Here is an 18650-nt window from a genome sequence, read left to right as displayed (position 1 = left end):
TCCATAGAATCCCTGGATGGATGTGTCAGTTGAAAACGATCGTGCGTTCCCGGGCGAAGCCGCTGGCCTGCTGCGCCACCTGAACCCCGAGCAGCTCGCCGCGGTCACGCTGCCGGCGGGCAATGCACTGATCCTCGCGGGTGCCGGGTCCGGCAAGACGCGGGTGCTGACGACGCGCATCGCCTGGCTGGTGCAGACCGGCCAGGTCTCCCCGGCCGGCGTGATGGCGGTGACCTTCACCAACAAGGCCGCGAAGGAGATGCTCACGCGACTCTCCACGCTGCTGCCGGTGAACCCGCGCGGCATGTGGATCGGTACCTTCCACGGCTTGTGCAACCGCTTCCTGCGCGCGCACTGGAAGCTGGCAGGCCTGCCGCAGGGCTTCCAGATCCTCGACGCGCAGGACAGCGTCTCGGCGGTCAAGCGCATCGTCAAGGCGATGAAGCTCGACGAGGAGCGCTATATCCCCAAGCAGTGCGCGTGGTTCATCGCCGGCGCCAAGGAAGACGGACTGCGCCCGCAGCACATCGAGGTGCGCGACGAGCTCACCCGCACGCAGCAGGCCATCTACCAGGCCTACGAAGACCAGTGTCAGCGCGAGGGCGTGGTCGACTTCGCCGAGCTGATGCTGCGCACCTACGAGCTGATGCGCGACCACGCCGAGCTGCGCCAGCACTACCAGCGGCGCTTCCGCCACATCCTGGTCGACGAGTTCCAGGACACCAACCGCCTGCAGTACGCGTGGCTGAAGATGTTCGCCGGCACCGACAACAACGTGCTCGCCGTCGGCGACGACGACCAGAGCATCTATGCCTTCCGCGGCGCGCGTGTCGGCAACATGGCCGACTTCGAGCGCGAGTTCCACGTTCAGCAGGTCGTGAAGCTCGAGCGCAACTACCGCAGCTTCGGCAACATCCTCGACAGCGCCAACGCGCTGATCGCGCACAACTCGCGCCGTCTGGGCAAGAACCTGCGCACGGAGGCCGGTCCCGGCGAGCCGGTGCGCGTGTTCGAGGCCACCAGCGATTTCGCCGAGGCGCAGTGGTTCCTCGACGAGGCGCGCCAGCTGCAGCGCGACGGATCGCCGCGCAGTGAGATCGCAGTGCTCTACCGCAGCAATGCGCAGAGCCGGGTGATCGAGAGCGCGCTGTTCAACGCCGGTGTGCCCTACCGCGTCTATGGCGGCCTGCGCTTCTTCGAGCGTGCCGAAATCAAGCACGCGTTGGCCTACCTGCGGCTGATCGAAAATCCGAACGACGACACCAGCTTCCTGCGCGTCGTCAACTTCCCCACGCGCGGCATCGGCGCCCGCACGATGGAGCTGCTGCAGGACGCCGCGCGCAGCAGTGGCCGCAGCCTCTGGCAGAGCGTGGGGGCGATCGCCGGCAAGGGTGGATCGAACCTCGGCGCCTTCACCGTGCTGGTCGATGCGATGCGCGAAGCGACGCGCGGCCTCACGTTGCGCGAGATCATCGAGCACGTGGTGCAGGCCTCCGGGTTGGCCGACTTCTACCGCAACGAGAAGGAAGGCGCCGAGCGGCTGGAGAACCTGGACGAGTTGGTCAACGCCGCCGAGGCCTTCGTCACGCAGGAAGGCTTCGGCAAGGACGCCGTGGCGCTGCCGGTCGACGAACAGGCCGGCCGCATCGCCGAGGGTCTGCCGGCCGCAGTGGCCCTGGTCGACACCCAGCCCGATGTCGAGACCGGCGAGATCATGAGCCCGCTCGCGGCCTTTCTCACCCACGCCGCGCTCGAGGCCGGCGACAACCAGGCGCAGGCCGGCCAGGACGCCGTGCAGCTGATGACGGTGCACGCCGCCAAGGGCCTGGAGTTCGACCAGGTCTTCATCACCGGCCTGGAGGAAGGCCTGTTCCCGCACGAGAACGCGGCGGCCGACCTCGACGGTCTGGAAGAGGAGCGCCGGCTGATGTATGTGGCCATCACGCGCGCGCGCAAGCGGCTCTACCTGAGCTTCAGCCAGACCCGCATGCTGCACGGCCAGACCCGGTACAACCTCAAGAGCCGCTTCTTCGATGAACTGCCCGAGGCCGCGCTGAAGTGGCTGACGCCGAAGCTGCAGGGCTTCGGCTCGGGCTACGCCCGCGACTACCAGGCCGCGTGGCAGCGCGGCTCGGGGCTGGGCTCGATGGTGGGCGCGGGACGTGTCGTGCCTGCTTCGGCGCCGGCCGCCTTCGAAGCCCAGGCGCGCAGCACGCCGAACGGGCTGCGGTCCGGCCAGGGCGTGTTCCACACCAAGTTCGGCGAGGGCGTGATCGTGACGCTCGAGGGCCTTGGGGCCGATGCGCGGGCCCAGGTCAACTTCGGCCGCCATGGGATGAAGTGGCTGGCGCTGAGCGTCGCGAAGCTGACGCCGGTCGATTGAACCGCGCGGCGTCCGCGCAACACCGCGCGCCGTCCGGCGCTCCGTCATGGTGCGTTGTGATCCCCGCTGAGACAGCAGGGCACAATTTGTAAGCAAATGCTGCGCTGCTCACAAAGGTTTGTCCTTGCTTGTTCGCTGGAGGGGTGATCCGAACACTGCCGCCACCACTCGTCGTTGGCAGTCAGGGGTGGTGCGCCGGCCGTCGGCGGGCGCTTCTTCTCTCCATACCGATACCTAGACTTGAGGAGACTCACCATGCCCTTGCTCATTGCCCTGGCGATTTCGATCGGCGTTCTGGCCGTGGTCGCGACCTTCCTGTTCCTCGGCCCGCTGGCGGCCTTCGGTGTCCAGATCTGGCAGGCTTTCGTGGCCTGGGCCTGCTACTTCCACTGCGGCGGCAAACCCGCTTCGGCGCGGACCACCATCGTCTGCATGTCCTTCGGCATCGTCGTCGGGGCGCTCTCGGTCCTGCTGGCCGGGCAACTGGGCTCGCTCGGGTCGCTGGCGGCTCCGGTGGCGGTGGGCATCGGGGCGGCGGTGATCGTGCTGGCGGCCCACGTCGGCCTGCTTGCCACGATCCCGGCCTGCGTCTACGGCTTCGCCTGCGTGGCCGGGCTCATCCTGCTGAAGGGTGTGGCGCCGATCGACGCGATCGTGCCGTCCATCGTGTCGGTCGCGATCGGCGCCGGCTTCGGCTGGGCCTCCGAGGCGCTGGCCGGCATGCTGACCAAGAAGGCCGCCCCAGCCGCGGCCTGACCCCCGACGGCGCAGAGCGCCCCGGCCGTCGGCGACGGCCGGGGCGCTCTCGCGCTGCCGTTCTCGTGACAGACGCGACACCGATCTGTCACCGCGATTTCATGTCCCGTGCCTAACGTCTGCGGCTTCTCGGTGGGTCCGTCCCGGCCCACCCCGTCCCCCAGCAGTCGCAAGGAACGCAGACATGAATCAGCGAGTCAATCATCCCCTGCTCGGCATCGATGGCGATGACGAGAACAGCAACACCAGCGGCAACGCCGATTTCATGGCCGTGCTCGACGCGCGGCTGAGCCGGCGCTCGGTGCTGCGCGGCGGGGTCGGCACGGCCGCGGCGGTGGTGCTGGGCGGGTTGAGCGTCAGCGCCTGCGGTGGTGGGGACGACGACGCGCCGGTCGCGAACCCGCCGGTCGACAAGCTCAGTTTCACCGCCGTGGCGAAGAGCACCGCCGACGCCGTGAGCGTGCCGGCCGGCTACACCGCCGCGGTGATCTACGCACTCGGCGATCCGCTGACGGCGGGCACGCCAGCCTTTGCCAACGACGGCAGCGACACCGATTTCGACCAGCGCGCCGGCGACCACCATGACGGCATGGAGTACTTCGGGCTCAACACCGCCGGCACCGCGCGCGATGCGAACGGCTCCGAGCGCGGCCTGCTGGCAATGAACCACGAGGCGCTGAGCGACAACTACCTGCATGTGAACGGTAGCTCGGCGCGGCCGCGCCCCGCGTCGGAATCCGACAAGGAGATCCCGGCCCACGGCGTGTCGGTGGTCGAAGTCCGCAAGACCGGCAGCACCTGGGCCTACGTCCAGGACTCGGCCTACAACCGCCGCGTCACGCCGCTCACGCCGTTGGAGCTGTCGGGCGCGGTGCGCGGCAACGCGCTCGTGAAGACGCTGTATTCGACCGCCGGCACCGGCGCACGCGGCACCATCAACAACTGCGGCACCGGCTACACGCCCTGGGGCACGCTGCTGACCGGCGAAGAGAACTTCGAGGGCTACTTCACCCGCTCGGCCGGCGACGACGCGGCCCGCGGCGACAAGAGCGTCACCGCGCTCAACCGCTACAAGCGCAAGCAGGGTGCGGCCAGCCGCCACGGCTGGGAAACCAGCGGTGCGGACGACAAGTACCAGCGCTGGGACATCAGCAAGATCGGCGCCTCGGCCGACGGCAGCGACGACTACCGCAACGAGCTCAACACCTTCGGCTACATCGTCGAGATCGATCCCTACGACAAGGCGGCGATCATCAAGAAACGCACGACCCTGGGCCGGTTCGCGCACGAGAGCGCGGCCTTCGGCAAGGCGGTGGCCGGCAAGCCGCTGGCCGTCTACATGGGCGACGACTCGCGGGGAGAGTACATCTACAAGTTCGTATCGGCCACGAACTGGGATGCCGCCGACGCAGAGCCCTCGAACCGCATCGCCGCGGGCGACAAGTATCTCGACAGCGGCAAGCTCTATGTGGCGAAGTTCAACGACGACGGCAGCGGCGACTGGATCGAGCTGAGCTTCGACAACCTCGACGTGAAGAACTACGCCGGCTACGCCTTCGCCGACGCAGGCGACGTGGCAATCCACTCGCGCCTGGCCGGCGACGCCGTCGGCGCGACCGCGATGGACCGCCCCGAGTGGTGCGCTGTGCATCCGACGACCGGCGAGATCTACTACACGCTCACCAACAACAGCGTGCGCAAGCTCGAACCGGCGGCACCGGCGGTCGGGGCGTCGCCCGACTCGATCCAGCGCGCGCTCGACGCGGCCAACCCGCGCAGCTACAAGGACTCCTACGGCGGCGCGCCGGAAGGCTCGGCCGGCAACATCAACGGCCACATCATCCGCATGAAGGAAGAGGGCGGCGAACCCGCGGCGACCGGCTTCACCTGGGATGTCTACCTGTTCGGTGCGCAGTCCGACGCCGACACGTCCAAGATCAACCTGTCCTCGCTCACCGCGGACCAGGACTTCTCCAGCCCCGACGGCCTGTGGTTCAGTCGCTCGACCGGGCTGTGCTGGATCCAGACCGACGACGGCGCCTACACCGACGTGAGCAACTGCATGATGCTGCTCGGCGTGCCGGGCACGGTGGGCGACGGCGTGAAGACCACGCTCAGCTACACCCTGGCCGATACCTCCACGCTGAACGTCGACACCTATGTCGGCAAGAAGCCGACCGCCGACACGCTCAAGCGCTTCCTGGTCGGCCCGAAGGACTGCGAGCTGACCGGCTGCACCGAGACACCCGACGGCAAGACCGTGTTCGCCAACATCCAGCACCCGGGCGAGACGATCTCCGCCGCGACCATCGGCAACCCGGCGGGCTATGTGAGCCACTGGCCCGGCAACGCCGGCTACCAGGCGACCGTGGGCAATACCACCTCACGGCCGCGCTCGGCCACGTTGGCGATCACCAAGGACGATGGAGGCCGCGTCGGGGCCTGAGGCCCCGGGCGGCGCCCCTCCGGCGGAGGCCGGGCGGGCTTTCGAGGCCGGCGCCTGCGCCGGCCTTTTTCATGCCGTCTTCGCTTCGTCTTCGCTGTTGTCGGGGCCGCCGCTGAGGTCGAAGGCGTCGACGAAGCTGAAGTACAGCGAGGCATAGAAGACGGTCGACACCAGCATCGTGAGCGGCAGCACCGCCAGCCCCATCACCTGCTGCAGCCCCAGCAGCGCGGTGACGACCTGCAGCAGCGTCACGAACAGCATCGTCAGGCCGAACCAGGCGATCCCGTAGACAGCGAAGGCGCCGCGGCTGCGCCAGCACGCCACGATGCTGGCGAACAGCGCCTTGTTGACCGGCATGCGGCCCCAGCACACCAGGGCCGGCGCATGCCAGAAGGCGAGCGACAGCAGTGCCATCAGGCCCAGTCGCAGCAGCACGCTCCACGGCAGCAGCGGGTCCTCGAGCGCGGCAGCGGCGGTGGTCTCTTCGGTGGCGATGGCCTCGATGGCCGCTGCGAAACGGCCGCCGTCCAGCACATGCGACAGCAGCACGACGGCGATCGCCGCCGCCGCGTAGGCGGCGCCGAGCTGCAGCAGCCGGTTGCGGTTCAGCGGATCGCGCAGTGGCAGCAGCGCCAGCCGCGGCGTGGCGACGCGGCCGGCCAGCACCTCGCGGGTGGCGAGCAGGAAGGCGACGGTGGCCACCGGCATCAGCGACAGGGCCAGCACCGGCCCGACGGCCGGCAATTGCAGCAGCACGAACACGACCAATCCGAACAGCGCGAAGAGCGCAGCGAACGCCAGCGGCTGGCGGAAGAACACGGTGAAGCCGGCGCGCACCCACAGCAGGCCCTGACGGGCGCGAACAGTCTTGAGTTTCATCGGTCGGGAGGCTCAGCGGCCCGCGGGATGCCAGGGCGTCGCGATGCGCTCGCGCAGCACGCGCTCGAAGTGGGTGGGGTCGTGAGGGACCAGCATGCTGGCCTCGCGCGGAAGGTGCACGTCCCACAGCCGCGAGATCCAGAAGCGCAGCGCCGCGGCGCGCAGCAGCGCAGGCAGCAGGCGCAGTTCGTCGCCGGTGAGTGGGCGCACCTCGGCGTAGGCCGTCACGAAGGCCGTGGCCCGGTCTTCCAGCAGCCGGCCGCTGGCGAGGTCGATGCACCAGTCGTTCAGGCAGACGGCGATGTCGAACGCGAGCCGATCGACGCCGGCGAAGTAGAAGTCGAAGAAGCCGGTGAGCTGGGAGCGGCCCTCGGCGTCCTCGTCGAACATCACGTTGTCGCGGAACAGGTCGGCATGGATCGGTCCGCGCGGCAGGGCGGCGTCGGAGGCCGACGCGCTGACGCTGTGCTGGAACGCCAGCTCGTCCTCCAGCAGCGCGCGCTGTGCGGGAGCGAGGAAGGGCAGGATCTGCGGCACCGTCTCGTCCCACCACGCCAGGCCTCGCAGGTTGGGCTGGTGGTGCGGGTAGTCGCGGCCGGCCTCGTGCATGCGGGCCAGCATGGCACCGACCTGTTGGCAATGCGCCGCGCTGGGGGCCAGCACGTGGCCGCCGCGCAGGCGCTCGACGATGGCGGCCGGCTTGCCGTACAGCGCATGGAGGATTTCGCCGTCGGCATCGGATTGCGGCATCGGCACCAGGATGCCGCGCCCGGCCAGGTGCTTCATCAGGTGCAGGTAGAACGGCAGCTGCTCGAAGCTCAGCCGTTCGAACAGCGTCAGCACGTACTCGCCGCGCTCGGCGGTGAGGAAGTAGTTGGTGTTCTCGATCCCGGCCTTGATGGGCTTGAGCGCCTTCAGCGGCCCGAGGCCGACCTTGTGCGCGAGGGCCGCGGCTTCGTCGAAGCCGACTTCGGTGAAGACCGCCATGGCGGCCTAGAAACTCAGGACGCGCCAGACGCGCCGGCCGGCGCCGCCCTTCGCCGAGCTGGGGCCTTCCGCGGAGTCGCGGCCGGCATCGATCGGCAGCACCTCGTACTCGGCCTTCACCGGGCCCTTGGGCTGCACCTTGATGCTCTGCACGGCACCGCGCACGCGCAGTTCCTCGACGCGCGCGTTGTCGTCCTCGATGACGCTGCGCTTGACCGCCGGCTCGCCGCGGGTGGTGGGTTGGGTCTCCTGCACCACGCGGGCGGCTGGTGCCGACGCGGCTGCGGCCGCCTGGGCCAGGGCGAGCCCCGGGACCGCGCCGCAGGCGCAGCACAGCAGGGCGAGAGTCAGGGGGCGCTGCAGCAGCATGACGGGATTGTAGGACGCGGCCTGCGGCTTTCGGGGGGCGGGTCATGCGCCCCGGGGCAGCGGCCACAATCAGTGCCATGAGCGCTCACGACGATTCCTGCCTGTTACTGGTGGACGGTTCCAGCTACCTCTACCGCGCCTACCACGCGCTGCCCGACCTGCGCAATCCGGCCGGCGAGCCGACCGGCGCGGTGCGCGGCATGGTGGCGATGCTGAAGAAGCTGCGCGAGGAGTTCCCGTCGGCCCACGCGGCCTGCGTGTTCGATGCCAAGGGCAAGACCTTCCGCGACGACTGGTACCCGGAGTACAAGGCCAACCGGGCCTCGATGCCGGAGGACCTGGCGAAGCAGATCGCGCCGATCCACCAGGTGGTGAGGCTGCTGGGCTGGCCGGTGCTCGAGATCCCGGGCATCGAGGCCGACGACGTGATCGGCACGCTGGCGCGGGCGGCGGCGGCGCGCGGCCAGCGGGTCGTCGTCTCGACCGGCGACAAGGACCTGGCGCAGCTCGTCGACGCGCACGTGACGCTGATCAACACGATGAGCGGCGAGCGGCTCGACGTGGCCGGCGTGACAGAGAAGTTCGGCGTGCCGCCCTCCGCAATAGTCGACTACCTGACGCTGGTCGGCGATGCCGTCGACAACGTCCCGGGGGTCGAGAAAGTGGGCCCGAAGACCGCCGCCAAGTGGATCGCCGAGCACGGCTCGCTGGACGGCGTGATGGCCGCGGCCGACGCCATCAAGGGCGTGGCCGGCGAGAACCTGCGCAAGGCGCTGGACTGGCTGCCGCTGGGTCGCCGGCTGGTGACCGTGAAGACCGACTGCGATCTGTCGGAGGCACTGCCGGGCTGGAACGGCACGGCCGCCTGGGACACGCTGACCTGGCGCGAGACCGACCGCGCAGCCCTGCTGGCCTTCTACACGCACAACGATTTCCGCGCGTGGCGCAATGAGCTCGAGTCGGCCCGTGCCGCCGCCACGCCGGCCCCGCAAGTGGCAGCGGCGGAGGCCGGGCAGGGGCAGAGCGCGCTGTTCGCCGACCCGGCGGGCACCAGGCCGGCTGATGGTGGCGGCGCGCCGGCGGTCGACAAGCGCTACGAGACCGTGCTGACGCGCGAGGCCTTCGAGGCGTGGCGCGCGCGCATCGAGGCGGCCGACCTGGTGGCGCTGGACACCGAGACCGACTCGCTCGATGGCATGCGGGCACGCATCGTCGGCCTGAGCTTCAGCGTGCAGCCGCACGAGGCCTGCTACATCCCGCTGGCCCACACCTACCCGGGCGCGCCCGACCAGCTGCCGCTCGACGAGGTGCTGGCGGCGCTGAAGTCCTGGCTCGAGGACGGCTCGCGCGCCAAGCTCGGCCAGAACGTCAAGTACGACACCCATGTGTTCGCCAACCACGGCATCGCGGTGCGCGGCTACGTGCACGACACCCTGCTGCAGAGCTACGTGCTGGAGGCGCACAAGCCGCACAGCCTGGAGAGCCTGGCCAGCCGCCATCTCGACCGCAAGGGCCTGAGCTACGAGGACGTGGCCGGCAAGGGCGCGCAGCAGATCCCGTTCGCGCAGGTCGAGTTGACGCGCGCCACCGAGTATTCGGGCGAGGACAGCGACATGACGCTGGACGTGCACAGGGTCCTGTGGCCGCAGCTCGAGGCCGCGCCGCGCCTGCGCGAGGTCTACGAGCGCATCGAGATGCCGACCTCGGTGATCCTCGGCCGCATCGAGCGCCACGGCGTGCTGATCGACAGCGCGCTGCTTGCGCGCCAGAGCGCCGAGCTGGCGCAGCGCATGGTGGCACTGGAGCAGGAGGCACACACGCTGGCCGGGCAGCCATTCAACCTGGGCAGCCCCAAGCAGATCGGCGAGATCCTGTTCAACAAGCTGGGCATCCCGGCGAAGAAGAAGACCGCCAGCGGCGCGCCGAGCACCGACGAGGAGGTGCTGGCCGAGCTGGCGGCCGACTACCCACTGCCGGCCAAGCTGCTGGAGCACCGCTCGCTCGCCAAGCTCAAGGGCACCTACACGGACAAGCTGCCGCTGATGGTGAACGTGGCCACCGGTCGCGTGCACACCAACTACGCGCAGGCGGTCGCGGTGACCGGCCGACTGGCCAGCAACGACCCCAACCTGCAGAACATCCCGATCCGCACGCCCGAGGGCCGGCGCGTGCGCGAGGCCTTCGTCGCGCCGCCCGGCCACGTGATCCTGAGCGCCGACTACTCGCAGATCGAGCTGCGCATCATGGCCCACATCTCCGAGGATCCGGGCCTGCTGAAGGCCTTTGCCGAGGGCCTGGACGTGCACCGCGCCACCGCGAGCGAGGTCTTCAACGTGCCGGTGGCCGAGGTCAGCAGCGAGCAGCGGCGCTATGCCAAGGTCATCAATTTCGGCCTGATCTACGGCATGGGAGCCTTCGGCCTGGCGAGCAACCTCGGCATCGAGCAGAAGGCGGCGAAGGACTACATCGACCGCTACTTCGCGCGCTTCGCCGGCGTGAAGCGCTACATGGACGAGACCCGCGCGCGGGCCAAGGAACTGGGCTATGTGGAGACGCTGTTCGGTCGCCGCATCTACCTGCCCGAGATCAACGGCGGCAACGGTCCGCGCCGCACCGGCGCCGAGCGCCAGGCGATCAACGCGCCGATGCAGGGCACCGCGGCCGACCTGATCAAGCTCGCGATGATCGCGGTGCAGGCCGCGCTCGACGTGCAGCAGCGCGCCACGCGCATGGTGATGCAGGTGCACGACGAGCTGGTGTTCGAGGTGCCCGAGGCCGAACTCGACTGGGCCCGGACCGCCGTGCCGGAACTGATGGCCGGCGTGGCCGAGCTGAAGGTGCCACTGCTGGCCGAGGTGGGCGTGGGCGCGAACTGGGATCTCGCTCACTGAGCGTAAGCTCGGCGCCCAGACGCTGCTGCGGCGCCTGGAGACCTTGGATGAAAAAAAAGCGGCTTCGTATGGCTCGGGCCGCCCTGCTGGTCCTGTGGTTCGTCGTCACCGCCGGCGCGCCCCAGTGGCTGCGGGCGCAGGATCTGATCGGCGAGAAGCGCGTGCTGCTGCTCGGCGCGGGCGGCGAGCGCCTGGAGATCGGCCGTGTGCGCTTCGAGCCGGTGAGTGCCGACCGCTGGCGCTTCCGCTTCGTGCTCGCCGGCGAGGGGTTCACCGAGCGCTTCCTCGCGATGCGGCCGTTCCGTTGCGTGGCCGGTGCGCGCCAGCAGCTCTGCCACTTCCCCTATGGCAGCGAAGACACGGTATCGCGCGACGACCTGTTGCCGCTCGAATACGCGCTGATGTTCATCGCGACCAAGCCGGGCGCCCTGCACATCAGCGGGCGCGATGGTCTGTTCTACAAGCTGGCTTTCACCGAGCGCGGTCTGCGCGGCGAACTCCATGACGTGGATCTGGACCCGATCATCACGCCGCGCGAAGGCGGCACGCTGCGGCCCATCGGCTATCGTCAGCTCGATCGGGCCGACCCGAAGTCGCACTGGCTGCCCGCGCTGCTGATCGAGTGAGGGGGTGGCACGCCGCTGCGTGCATCGATCGGATGCTCAGCGCAGACCCAGCTTGAAGGCGATCATCGCGCGCAGCTTGTTCGGCGCCACCGGTTTGATCAGCAGGTGGAAGTCGTGGCGGTTCGACTCTTCCTCGTGGCCGGTCATGGTGCTGCCGGTCACCAGGATAGCCGGCAGCGGCTGACCGAAGGCGGCACGCAGGCTCGTCAGCGCCTCGATGCCGGTGCGCCCTTCGGGCAGGCGGTAGTCGACGATCGCCAGGTCGGGGGTCGTCACACCGGGGCTGCCGGCCCAGGCCTCGGCGGCCGAGACGGTGTCGAAGGATTCCACGCTGGCGCCCCAGCCCTTGAGTAGCACGACCAGCCCCTCCCGAACCGCTGGCTCGTCCTCGACGATGACGATGTGGCGATGCTCCAGCGTCAGTCCCAGCGCCGGCTTGCCGGTGCCCGGTTCGGAGAGCTGGCTGCGCTGGACCTTGCCGGGCGGCACCGTCAGCGTGAACACCGAGCCCTGGCCGGGCACGGACGCGAGGTGCAGCGGTGCCCCCATCAGGCGGGCCAGGCGCTGCACGATCGACAGCCCCAGTCCCAGCCCCTTGGGCTGGTGCAACCCGAGGGGCGCGTTCGCCTGCACCTGATAGAACTCGTCGAACACCCGCGGCTGTTCGGTCGGGGCGATGCCCACGCCGGTGTCCCACACCTGCAGCAGCACCTCATCGCCGCGCCGGCGGGCGCTGACCAGCACGCCACCGTCGACGGTGTAGCGGATGGCGTTGGACAGCAGATTGCGCACGATGCGATCGACCAGCACCGGGTCGCCGTAGACCACGTGGTGCGCGCCGCGGAAGCGCAGGCTCAGACCTTTCTCGAAGGCGGTCGGCTCGTACTGCAGCTTCAGGCGCTGGAACAGTTCGCGCAGCGCGAAATGCCGCGGCTGCGGCTCGACGCCGCCGGTGTCGATCTTGGTGATGTCGAGCAGCTCGCCGAACAGACCCTCCAGAGCGTCGACCGAGCTGTTGATGCTGTTGACGAGGTGGGTCACCTCCTCGTCGCCGCGGCTCTTGGCGCGCAGCGCCTCGGCGAACAGGCCCATCGCGTGCAGTGGCTGGCGCAGGTCATGGCTCGCTGCCGCGAAGAACTGGGTCTTGGCGCGGTTGGCGGTTTCCGCTGCGCGCTTGGCCTCGTCGGCGGCGGCCTTCTCGGTCTGCAGCTGCACGGCCAGCATCTCGGTGCGTACCTTGAGCTCGATGGCGCGGTCGAAGGTGCGGCGGTAGGCCCGACCCAGGATCGTCGTCATGAGGAACACGAGGCTCAGCACGCCGGCCAGCAGCAGGTTGTCGGTGCTGCCCAGCGTTGCGATGCGCAAGATGGTCGGCACGAAGCACAGCGAGATGAAGGCAAAGAACGCGCGGTGCTGCGAAGCCATCAGCGTGATCGAGCCGACGCAGAAGCTGTAGATGATCAGCAGCAGGGTGGTCTGGTGGAAGGCCCGCCCGTGCTCGTAGAACATCCAGGCCGCCAGGCCCCAGCAGGCGCCCGAGGCCATGGCGCCAGCGTTCCACAGGCGCTGCCAGTGCACGGCCTGCGACGACGCTGCGGCCCAGCCGGCATGCGCGTAGCGCCGCAGCGTGACGAGGCGCAGTACCCACACCAGCCCGAACAGCACGGACCAGGCGATCAGCTCGCGGGACGGCGCAACGGGCCAGTAGATCATCGTCAGCACCATCGCGCCGAGCAGGTTGCCCGACAGCGACACGCCGGTCTGGCTGTAGAGCGTGCGCACCACGTCGGGCAGCAGGTCGGCGCGGCTGACCGTCTTGCGCTCGGGCGGCAGGGGCAGGGGAGGCAGCGGAGGCAGCGGAGGCAGGGCGTTCATGGGTCGTGGTTCAGGTGTGCGGCCGGGCCCTCCGCCGTACGGCGCCGGATCAGCGGTTGCCGAGGCGCCAGGTGGAGGTGAGTCCGCCCGCCTGCTGGGTCATCTGGCTCACCGCCAGCACGGCCTGGGTGCGGGAGTTGACGCCGAGCGCCCGCAGTACCGCGGCGACATGGTCCTTGATGGTCTCCACCGACAGGTTCAGGTCGCGCGCGATCAGCTTGTTGGGCTTGCCCTGCAGCAGCAGCGCCAGCACGTCGGTCTGCCGCGGCGTCAGGCCCAGCGCGGCCAGCGTGGGGGTGGTCTGGTAGTCGCTCTTCGCGGCCTGCGAGCCGATGACCTTCATGTAGCCCGGCACGGTGTCGGGCTCGGCCACCGGCGCGGCACTGGCACCGCCCCCGTCGACGCCCATCGTCATCGGCGGCACGTAGATGCCGCCGGACATCACCAGCCGCAGGGCCTCGAACAGCGTGTCGTTGCTGGCGCGCTTGGGCACGAAGCCCATCGCACCCATGTCGATCGAGCGGATCACGTCGCTGGTGCGGTCGCTGGCCGACACCACGACTACCGGCAGGGCTGGGTAGGCGTTGCGCAGTTCGGCGAGCAGGTCGAAGCCGTTGGCATCGCCGAGTTGCAGGTCGAGCAGCACCAGGTCGAAATCGGCATCGGACTTGAGGGTGGCGCGGGCTGCGGCGGCGCTGCCGGCACCGACCACGGTGACGTCGTCGCCGAGACCCTGGATCACGGCCTTCAGGGCCGACAGGATGAGCGGGTGGTCATCGACCAGCAGGACCTTCATCGCTTGCCTCCGTGCGTTGGGTAGAGCCCGCAGGATGGTAGCGGAGGGGCGATGCCGGACACGCCCTCTTTCGGGTGAGACCGGCGACGCCTGCTGCAAGCCGCCGCGGGCCGGTGCTAGGTGAAGCAGCGGATCAGCGACTCGGCGATGCACACCGGCTTGGCTGCGCCGTCGCGTTCGATCACGGCCTCGATGCCAAGCTGGGCGCCGCCGTCGATCGCGTCCCAGCACTTCAGCGTGAAGCGCGCGCGCAGGCGGCTGCCCACCGGCACCGGTGCGGTGAAGCGCACGCGGTCGAGCCCGTAGTTGACGGCCATGCGCACGTCGGCGATCGCGTAGGCGCTTTCGAAGAACACCGGCAGCAGGCTCAGCGTCAGGAAGCCGTGCGCGATCGGTGCACCGAACGGCCCCTGGGCGGCGCGCTGCGGATCGACGTGGATCCACTGCCGGTCTTCGGTGGCGTCGGCAAAGCGGTCGATGCGGGCCTGGTCGACGATCAGCCAGTCGCTGTCGCCCAGCGGTTCGCCGACAAGGGCCCGCAGATCGGCAAGGTGTTCGTAGCGGCGCATGCGCTCAGTGGCCCTCGGCCCAGCGCGTGAGCGGCGTCCATTGCTCCAGGTCCTTCTCGACGCGGCTCGGCGCCACGTCCCACAGCGTCAGCCCGCGGGCTGCAAGATGGATGTAGTTCTGCGTGTCGCGCAGGTGACCAAGCAGCGGCACGCCCAGCGTGCCGAGGAAGCTGTCGAGCTGCCCGGCCGAGATGCTGCCGTCGCGCACGCGGTTGGCGATCACCGCCACGTCGACCCGCTCGCTCTTGCGGCGCGCCAGCAGCTCCGTGATGAAGTCGCGTGTCGCGTAGATGTCGAAGATGCTCGGCTGCAGCGGCACCAGCACGCGGTCGGCGATCCGCATCACCTCGTCGAGCTTCTTGCCGTGGAGGCCGGCGGGCGTGTCCAGCACGACGTGGCTGGTGCCCTTTGGCGGCTTGACCAGGTGGTCGGGCTGGAGCTCCCAGCCGGTGATCGCCGGCAGCGCGGCGGACCGCAGGCCCAGCCAGGTGCGCGCCGACTGCTGGCGATCGACGTCGCCCAGCATCACCGCGTGACCCTGCCGGGCCAGGTAGCCGGCAAGGTTGGTGGACAGCGTGGACTTGCCCACGCCGCCCTTGGGATTGGCCACCACGATCACGGGCATTGCTTGCTCCTGTGCAAAGGTCGGGTCGCTGGGAGAGTGCGCGGGCTATGTTAGCGGCAGCCTCGCACTCCCGCCCGAGTGCCCGGAACGATGGGGCGGGGGAAAGGGCCTCGGAGGCCTCTCGTCCGCGGCGGTGTAGGAGATCGGCTACGCCGGTGCGCGGGACTGTCTTCTAACGACCCGGCGGCGGCTCGGCGACGATGCGGTCACATCGCTCGAAAGCACGCCATGAGCCAAGCTGCACAGATCCTCGGCAAGGTCGAGTACCGCGAAGGCGACGGTCCGATGATCGTCATCCGGCCCGGTCCGATCGAGGTCGAGACGACCGAGATGGATGCCATGCTGAGCTGGTCCGACGAGGACACGCACGGCGCAGCCACGATGCCGATCGCGGACTTCCAACGCTATGTGGCGGCGGGCGCCATCCGGCTCCAGGGCTGAGGGCGCCGGCGCTGCGCCTCAGATTTCCAGGTTGTCGATCAGCCGGGTCGTGCCCAGACGGGCGGCGGCCAGCACCACCAGCGGCTCGGCCGTGGGGTCGGCCGGGGCCTGGAGGTCGCTGCGGCGGCGCAGCGCCACGTAGTCCGGTGCCCAGCCGCGCGACCGCAGGGTGCCCATCGCCTGCGCCTCGAGCGCCGTGGCGTCGATGCGGGCCCCGCTCTTCGCGGCCGCCAGCACCGCGGCCTGCACGGCGTGCAGCGTGGCTGCCAGTTGCGGCGCCTCGGCGCGCTCGGGCTCGCTCAGATAGGCATTGCGTGAGCTGAGTGCCAGTCCGTCGTCGGCGCGTGCGGTGTCCACCGCAACGATCTCGATCGGCAGTGCGAACTGGCGCACCATGCCGCGCAGCACCATCAGCTGTTGGTAGTCCTTCTTGCCGAACACCGCCACGCGCGGCTGCACGCACTGGAACAGCTTCATCACCACGGTACAGACGCCGGTGAAGAAGCCTGGCCGGAAGGCGCCCTCCAGCACGTCGGCCAGTTCGCCAGGCGGTTGCACCTTGTAGGTCTGCGGTTCCGGATAGAGCTCGGACTCGGTCGGCGCGAACACCAGGTTGCAGCCCACGCCCTTGAGCAGGTCGCAGTCGCGCTCCAGCGTGCGCGGGTAGTGGTCGAAGTCCTCGTGCGGGGCGAACTGCAGCCGGTTGACGAAGATGCTGGCCACCACCGGGCCGCCGTGGTCGCGCGCCTGCTTCACCAGCGCCAGGTGGCCCTCGTGAAGGCTGCCCATGGTCGGCACCAGCGCGGCCGGCCGCGTGGCGGCCAGGGCCTGGCGCAGTTCGGCGATGGTGTGGACGACGCGCATGATGCGAGGACGGTCGAAGAGGGTCCGTGGTGACTCAGTGAGATCCGGACCGCCGCAGGCACCCGCCGCAGCGAGTGGCCGCCGCGGGTCCGGCTTCGCCGGCCCGCTGGGGGCGCCCCCTGGAGGGGGAGGCGCCGCAGGCGCTTCGGGGGTGGTCCATCTCAGTAGGCGTGCAGGGTTTCGTCGGGGAAGCTGCCGTCCTTGACCGCGGCCACGTAGCGACGCACCGCGTCCTCGATCGACGTGGCGCCGTCCATGAAGTTGCGTACGAAGCGTGGCAGCCTGCCGCGCGTCACGCCCAGCATGTCGTGCAGCACCAGCACTTGGCCGGCGGTACCGGCCCCGGCACCGATGCCGATGGTCATCAGCCCCGGGTTGTCGGCCTGCACCTCGCGGGCCACCCTGGAGGGCATCAGCTCCAGCACCATCATCGCCGCGCCGGCGTCGGCCAGCGCCTTGGCGTGGCGGCGCAGTGTGGCGGCGCCGGCCTCGTCCTTGCCCTGGATGCGGTAGCCGCCGAGCGCATGCACGCTCTGCGGCGTGAGGCCCAGGTGGGCGCACACCGGCACGCCGCGCTCGACCAGGAAGTTCACCGTCTCCGGCGTCCAGCCGCCGCCCTCGAGCTTGACCATCTGCGCGCCGGCCGCCATCAGCGTGCCGGCGTTGCGCAGCGCCTGCACCGGGTTCTCCTGGTAGCTGCCGAACGGCATGTCGGCGATCAGGAAGGCCGCCTTGGTGCCGCGCGAGGTGCTGCGCGTGTGGTAGCCGATCTGCTCCATCGTGACCGACAGCGTGCTCGACTGGCCCTTGAGCACCATGCCCAGCGAATCGCCCACCAGGATGCAGTCGACGCCGGCGGTGTCCACCAGCGCGGCGAAGCTGGCGTCGTAGGCGGTGATCATGGCGATCTTCTCGCCGCGCGCGTGCATCTCGCGCAGCGTGTGCAGCGTGACGGGCTTGCGGGCACTCGGGGTGTCGGCGGGCGAGGAGTGGCTGCTCATGGTCGGGCGGCTGTCTTTCGACGCTGGGGCGGCGGATTCTGCCAGCATGCCGCCGGCCCGGCGCCCGGGGAACTCAGGACGGCTGGTAGGCGAGCCGGACGTACAGGGGCGCGAAGGCCTCGGCCTGCGTCAGCTCGATCAGGTGCTCGCGGGCCAGTTCCAGCATCGCGATGAAGGTCACCACCATCACCTGCGGGCCGCGCTGGGTCTCGAACAGGTCCTCGAACTCGACGAAACGGCGGCCCTGCAGGCGCCGCAGCACCAGGCTCATGTGCTCGCGCACCGACAGCTCCTCGCGCGTGATCTTGTGGTGCTGCACGAGCCGGGCGCGCTTGAGGATGTCGAGCCAGGCCTCGCGCAGTTCGTCGACGTTCACGTCGGGGAAGCGCGGCGTGAGCGACTGCTCGATGTGCACCTGCGCGCGCAGGAAATCGCGCCCCAGCTGCGGCAGCCGGTCCAGCTGCGCGGCCGCGGCCTTGATCTGCTCGTACTCGAGCAGGCGGCGCACCAGCTCGGCGCGCGGGTCCTCGGCTTCCTTGCCTTCCTCGCTGCGCTTGGGCGGCAGCAGCATGCGCGACTTGATCTCGATCAGCATCGCTGCCATCAGCAGGTACTCGGCGGCCAGCTCGAGGTTGCGGTCGCGGATCTGGTCCACATAGGCCAGGTACTGCCGCGTCACATCCGCCATCGGGATGTCGAGGATGTTGAAGTTCTGCTTGCGGATCAGGTAGAGCAGCAGATCCAGCGGACCCTCGAAGGTCTCGAGGAAGACCTCCAGTGCGTCGGGCGGGATGTACAGGTCGGTCGGCAGCGCGAACAGCGGCTCGCCGTACAGGCGGGCCAGGGCGATCTGGTCCACCACGTCGGTCGGGGCCGCCCCTTCGGCGACCACGCTGTCGTTGCTGCCGATCACGGTCGCGCGCACGCGCAGCTCGCGCTCAACCCTTGGTCTGGTAGACGTAGGGCTGCTGGGGCACCCGTGCGTCGCGCTGCTCGGCGGCGGCCTGGCGGTCCTGCGGGCGGTCCCACAGCAGGGCGCGGCCCTGGCGTTGCCTCTCCTCGAGTTGCGGATCGCGCTGCTTCAGCGTGGCGATGAAGTCGGTCACGTCGGAGCGATAGGGTTTCCAGAACAGCGGCATGGC

The 18650-nt window shown here is 69.6% G+C and carries 17 protein-coding genes; 6 read left to right on the top strand and 11 right to left on the bottom strand.

What is annotated here, in order from left to right; translation table 11 throughout:
* The first annotated feature begins 16 nt into the window (after nt 1-16).
* The 3 genes from C1M51_RS02465 (at nt 17) to C1M51_RS02455 (ending at nt 5585) form a co-directional block, all read left to right on the top strand.
* Nucleotides 17-2383 carry a UvrD-helicase domain-containing protein gene (locus tag C1M51_RS02465; protein WP_129448072.1) on the top strand — a complete coding sequence of 789 codons (2367 nt, stop codon included), beginning with the start codon at nt 17-19 and terminating at the stop codon, nt 2381-2383.
* A gap of 255 nt (nt 2384-2638) precedes the next feature.
* Nucleotides 2639-3139 (top strand): DUF1097 domain-containing protein, encoded by a 501-nt coding sequence (locus C1M51_RS02460; protein ID WP_129448071.1) that lies wholly within the window; start codon nt 2639-2641, stop codon nt 3137-3139.
* A 184-nt stretch (nt 3140-3323) separates the two neighbouring features.
* Nucleotides 3324-5585 carry a PhoX family phosphatase gene (locus tag C1M51_RS02455; RefSeq protein ID WP_129448070.1) on the top strand — a complete coding sequence of 754 codons (2262 nt, stop codon included), beginning with the start codon at nt 3324-3326 and terminating at the stop codon, nt 5583-5585.
* A 69-nt stretch (nt 5586-5654) separates the two neighbouring features.
* Here the strand turns inward: C1M51_RS02455 and C1M51_RS02450 are convergent, their stop codons facing one another.
* Genes C1M51_RS02450 through C1M51_RS02440 form a run of 3 tightly spaced genes read right to left on the bottom strand, consistent with a single transcriptional unit; the run spans nt 5655 to nt 7820 of the window.
* Nucleotides 5655-6464: a BPSS1780 family membrane protein gene (locus tag C1M51_RS02450; protein WP_129448069.1), complete on the bottom strand. Its 810-nt coding sequence runs from the start codon at nt 6462-6464 to the stop codon at nt 5655-5657.
* 12 nt (nt 6465-6476) lie between these two features.
* Entirely contained in the window at nt 6477-7451 is a 975-nt protein-coding gene (locus C1M51_RS02445; protein ID WP_129448068.1) for a homoserine kinase, read from the bottom strand.
* A 6-nt stretch (nt 7452-7457) separates the two neighbouring features.
* Nucleotides 7458-7820 (bottom strand): hypothetical protein, encoded by a 363-nt coding sequence (locus C1M51_RS02440; RefSeq protein ID WP_129448067.1) that lies wholly within the window; start codon nt 7818-7820, stop codon nt 7458-7460.
* Nucleotides 7821-7897: 77 nt separating this feature from the next.
* Between C1M51_RS02440 and polA the strand changes: the two genes are divergently transcribed.
* Both polA and C1M51_RS02430 read left to right on the top strand, forming a co-directional pair.
* Nucleotides 7898-10711 carry a DNA polymerase I gene (polA, locus tag C1M51_RS02435; RefSeq protein ID WP_129448066.1) on the top strand — a complete coding sequence of 938 codons (2814 nt, stop codon included), beginning with the start codon at nt 7898-7900 and terminating at the stop codon, nt 10709-10711.
* Between the two features lie 68 nt (nt 10712-10779).
* Nucleotides 10780-11337, top strand: coding sequence for a hypothetical protein (locus C1M51_RS02430; RefSeq protein WP_129448065.1), 558 nt, complete (start codon nt 10780-10782; stop codon nt 11335-11337).
* A gap of 36 nt (nt 11338-11373) precedes the next feature.
* Here C1M51_RS02430 and C1M51_RS02425 read toward each other — a convergent pair whose 3' ends face one another.
* The 4 genes from C1M51_RS02425 to C1M51_RS02410 all read right to left on the bottom strand — a co-directional run bounded on the left by C1M51_RS02425 (nt 11374) and on the right by C1M51_RS02410 (nt 15202).
* Complete coding sequence (locus C1M51_RS02425) at nt 11374-13212, bottom strand: hybrid sensor histidine kinase/response regulator (protein ID WP_129448064.1); 1839 nt, start codon at nt 13210-13212, stop codon at nt 11374-11376.
* Nucleotides 13213-13261: 49 nt separating this feature from the next.
* On the bottom strand, nt 13262-14008 hold the full coding sequence (locus C1M51_RS02420; RefSeq protein ID WP_129448063.1) for a response regulator transcription factor: 747 nt from the start codon (nt 14006-14008) through the stop codon (nt 13262-13264).
* 116 nt (nt 14009-14124) lie between these two features.
* Entirely contained in the window at nt 14125-14577 is a 453-nt protein-coding gene (locus C1M51_RS02415; protein ID WP_129448062.1) for a MaoC family dehydratase, read from the bottom strand.
* Between the two features lie 4 nt (nt 14578-14581).
* On the bottom strand, nt 14582-15202 hold the full coding sequence (locus tag C1M51_RS02410; protein WP_129448061.1) for a ParA family protein: 621 nt from the start codon (nt 15200-15202) through the stop codon (nt 14582-14584).
* A 228-nt stretch (nt 15203-15430) separates the two neighbouring features.
* Here C1M51_RS02410 and C1M51_RS02405 point away from each other — a divergent pair, with 228 nt between their 5' ends.
* Nucleotides 15431-15643, top strand: a complete 213-nt coding sequence (locus C1M51_RS02405; RefSeq protein WP_129448060.1) for a hypothetical protein — start codon at nt 15431-15433, stop codon at nt 15641-15643.
* A gap of 18 nt (nt 15644-15661) precedes the next feature.
* On the opposite strand, the gene panC is transcribed toward C1M51_RS02405, so the two are convergent.
* The 4 genes from panC to C1M51_RS02385 all read right to left on the bottom strand — a co-directional run bounded on the left by panC (nt 15662) and on the right by C1M51_RS02385 (nt 18647).
* A complete protein-coding gene (gene panC / locus C1M51_RS02400; RefSeq protein ID WP_129448059.1) occupies nt 15662-16507 on the bottom strand; it encodes a pantoate--beta-alanine ligase in 846 nt (281 codons plus the stop codon).
* Between the two features lie 161 nt (nt 16508-16668).
* Entirely contained in the window at nt 16669-17508 is an 840-nt protein-coding gene (gene panB / locus C1M51_RS02395) for a 3-methyl-2-oxobutanoate hydroxymethyltransferase (protein WP_129448058.1), read from the bottom strand.
* Nucleotides 17509-17581: 73 nt separating this feature from the next.
* Nucleotides 17582-18433 (bottom strand): ScpA family protein, encoded by an 852-nt coding sequence (locus tag C1M51_RS02390; protein WP_129448057.1) that lies wholly within the window; start codon nt 18431-18433, stop codon nt 17582-17584.
* 13 nt (nt 18434-18446) lie between these two features.
* Nucleotides 18447-18647, bottom strand: a complete 201-nt coding sequence (locus C1M51_RS02385; protein WP_129448056.1) for a DUF3460 family protein — start codon at nt 18645-18647, stop codon at nt 18447-18449.
* Nucleotides 18648-18650: the final 3 nt, after the last annotated feature.

It is taken from the genome of Methylibium sp. Pch-M (genome assembly GCF_004136295.1).
GTDB lineage: Bacteria > Pseudomonadota > Gammaproteobacteria > Burkholderiales > Burkholderiaceae_C > Methylibium > Methylibium petroleiphilum.
Note: the sequence above shows the minus strand (reverse complement) of the source record. Positions and strands in the feature narration are given on the sequence as shown.

Excerpts from the sequence above, each read along its gene's own strand:
- C1M51_RS02465 (WP_129448072.1), top strand. The coding sequence starts at position 17 with ATGGATGTGTCAGTTGAAAACGATCGTGCGTTCCCGGGCGAAGCCGCT.
- C1M51_RS02460 (WP_129448071.1), top strand. The coding sequence starts at position 2,639 with ATGCCCTTGCTCATTGCCCTGGCGATTTCGATCGGCGTTCTGGCCGTG.
- C1M51_RS02455 (WP_129448070.1), top strand. The coding sequence starts at position 3,324 with ATGAATCAGCGAGTCAATCATCCCCTGCTCGGCATCGATGGCGATGAC.
- C1M51_RS02450 (WP_129448069.1), bottom strand. The coding sequence starts at position 6,464 with ATGAAACTCAAGACTGTTCGCGCCCGTCAGGGCCTGCTGTGGGTGCGC.
- C1M51_RS02445 (WP_129448068.1), bottom strand. The coding sequence starts at position 7,451 with ATGGCGGTCTTCACCGAAGTCGGCTTCGACGAAGCCGCGGCCCTCGCG.
- C1M51_RS02440 (WP_129448067.1), bottom strand. The coding sequence starts at position 7,820 with ATGCTGCTGCAGCGCCCCCTGACTCTCGCCCTGCTGTGCTGCGCCTGC.
- polA (WP_129448066.1), top strand. The coding sequence starts at position 7,898 with ATGAGCGCTCACGACGATTCCTGCCTGTTACTGGTGGACGGTTCCAGC.
- C1M51_RS02430 (WP_129448065.1), top strand. The coding sequence starts at position 10,780 with ATGGCTCGGGCCGCCCTGCTGGTCCTGTGGTTCGTCGTCACCGCCGGC.
- C1M51_RS02425 (WP_129448064.1), bottom strand. The coding sequence starts at position 13,212 with ATGAACGCCCTGCCTCCGCTGCCTCCGCTGCCTCCCCTGCCCCTGCCG.
- C1M51_RS02420 (WP_129448063.1), bottom strand. The coding sequence starts at position 14,008 with ATGAAGGTCCTGCTGGTCGATGACCACCCGCTCATCCTGTCGGCCCTG.
- C1M51_RS02415 (WP_129448062.1), bottom strand. The coding sequence starts at position 14,577 with ATGCGCCGCTACGAACACCTTGCCGATCTGCGGGCCCTTGTCGGCGAA.
- C1M51_RS02410 (WP_129448061.1), bottom strand. The coding sequence starts at position 15,202 with ATGCCCGTGATCGTGGTGGCCAATCCCAAGGGCGGCGTGGGCAAGTCC.
- C1M51_RS02405 (WP_129448060.1), top strand. The coding sequence starts at position 15,431 with ATGAGCCAAGCTGCACAGATCCTCGGCAAGGTCGAGTACCGCGAAGGC.
- panC (WP_129448059.1), bottom strand. The coding sequence starts at position 16,507 with ATGCGCGTCGTCCACACCATCGCCGAACTGCGCCAGGCCCTGGCCGCC.
- panB (WP_129448058.1), bottom strand. The coding sequence starts at position 17,508 with ATGAGCAGCCACTCCTCGCCCGCCGACACCCCGAGTGCCCGCAAGCCC.
- C1M51_RS02385 (WP_129448056.1), bottom strand. The coding sequence starts at position 18,647 with ATGCCGCTGTTCTGGAAACCCTATCGCTCCGACGTGACCGACTTCATC.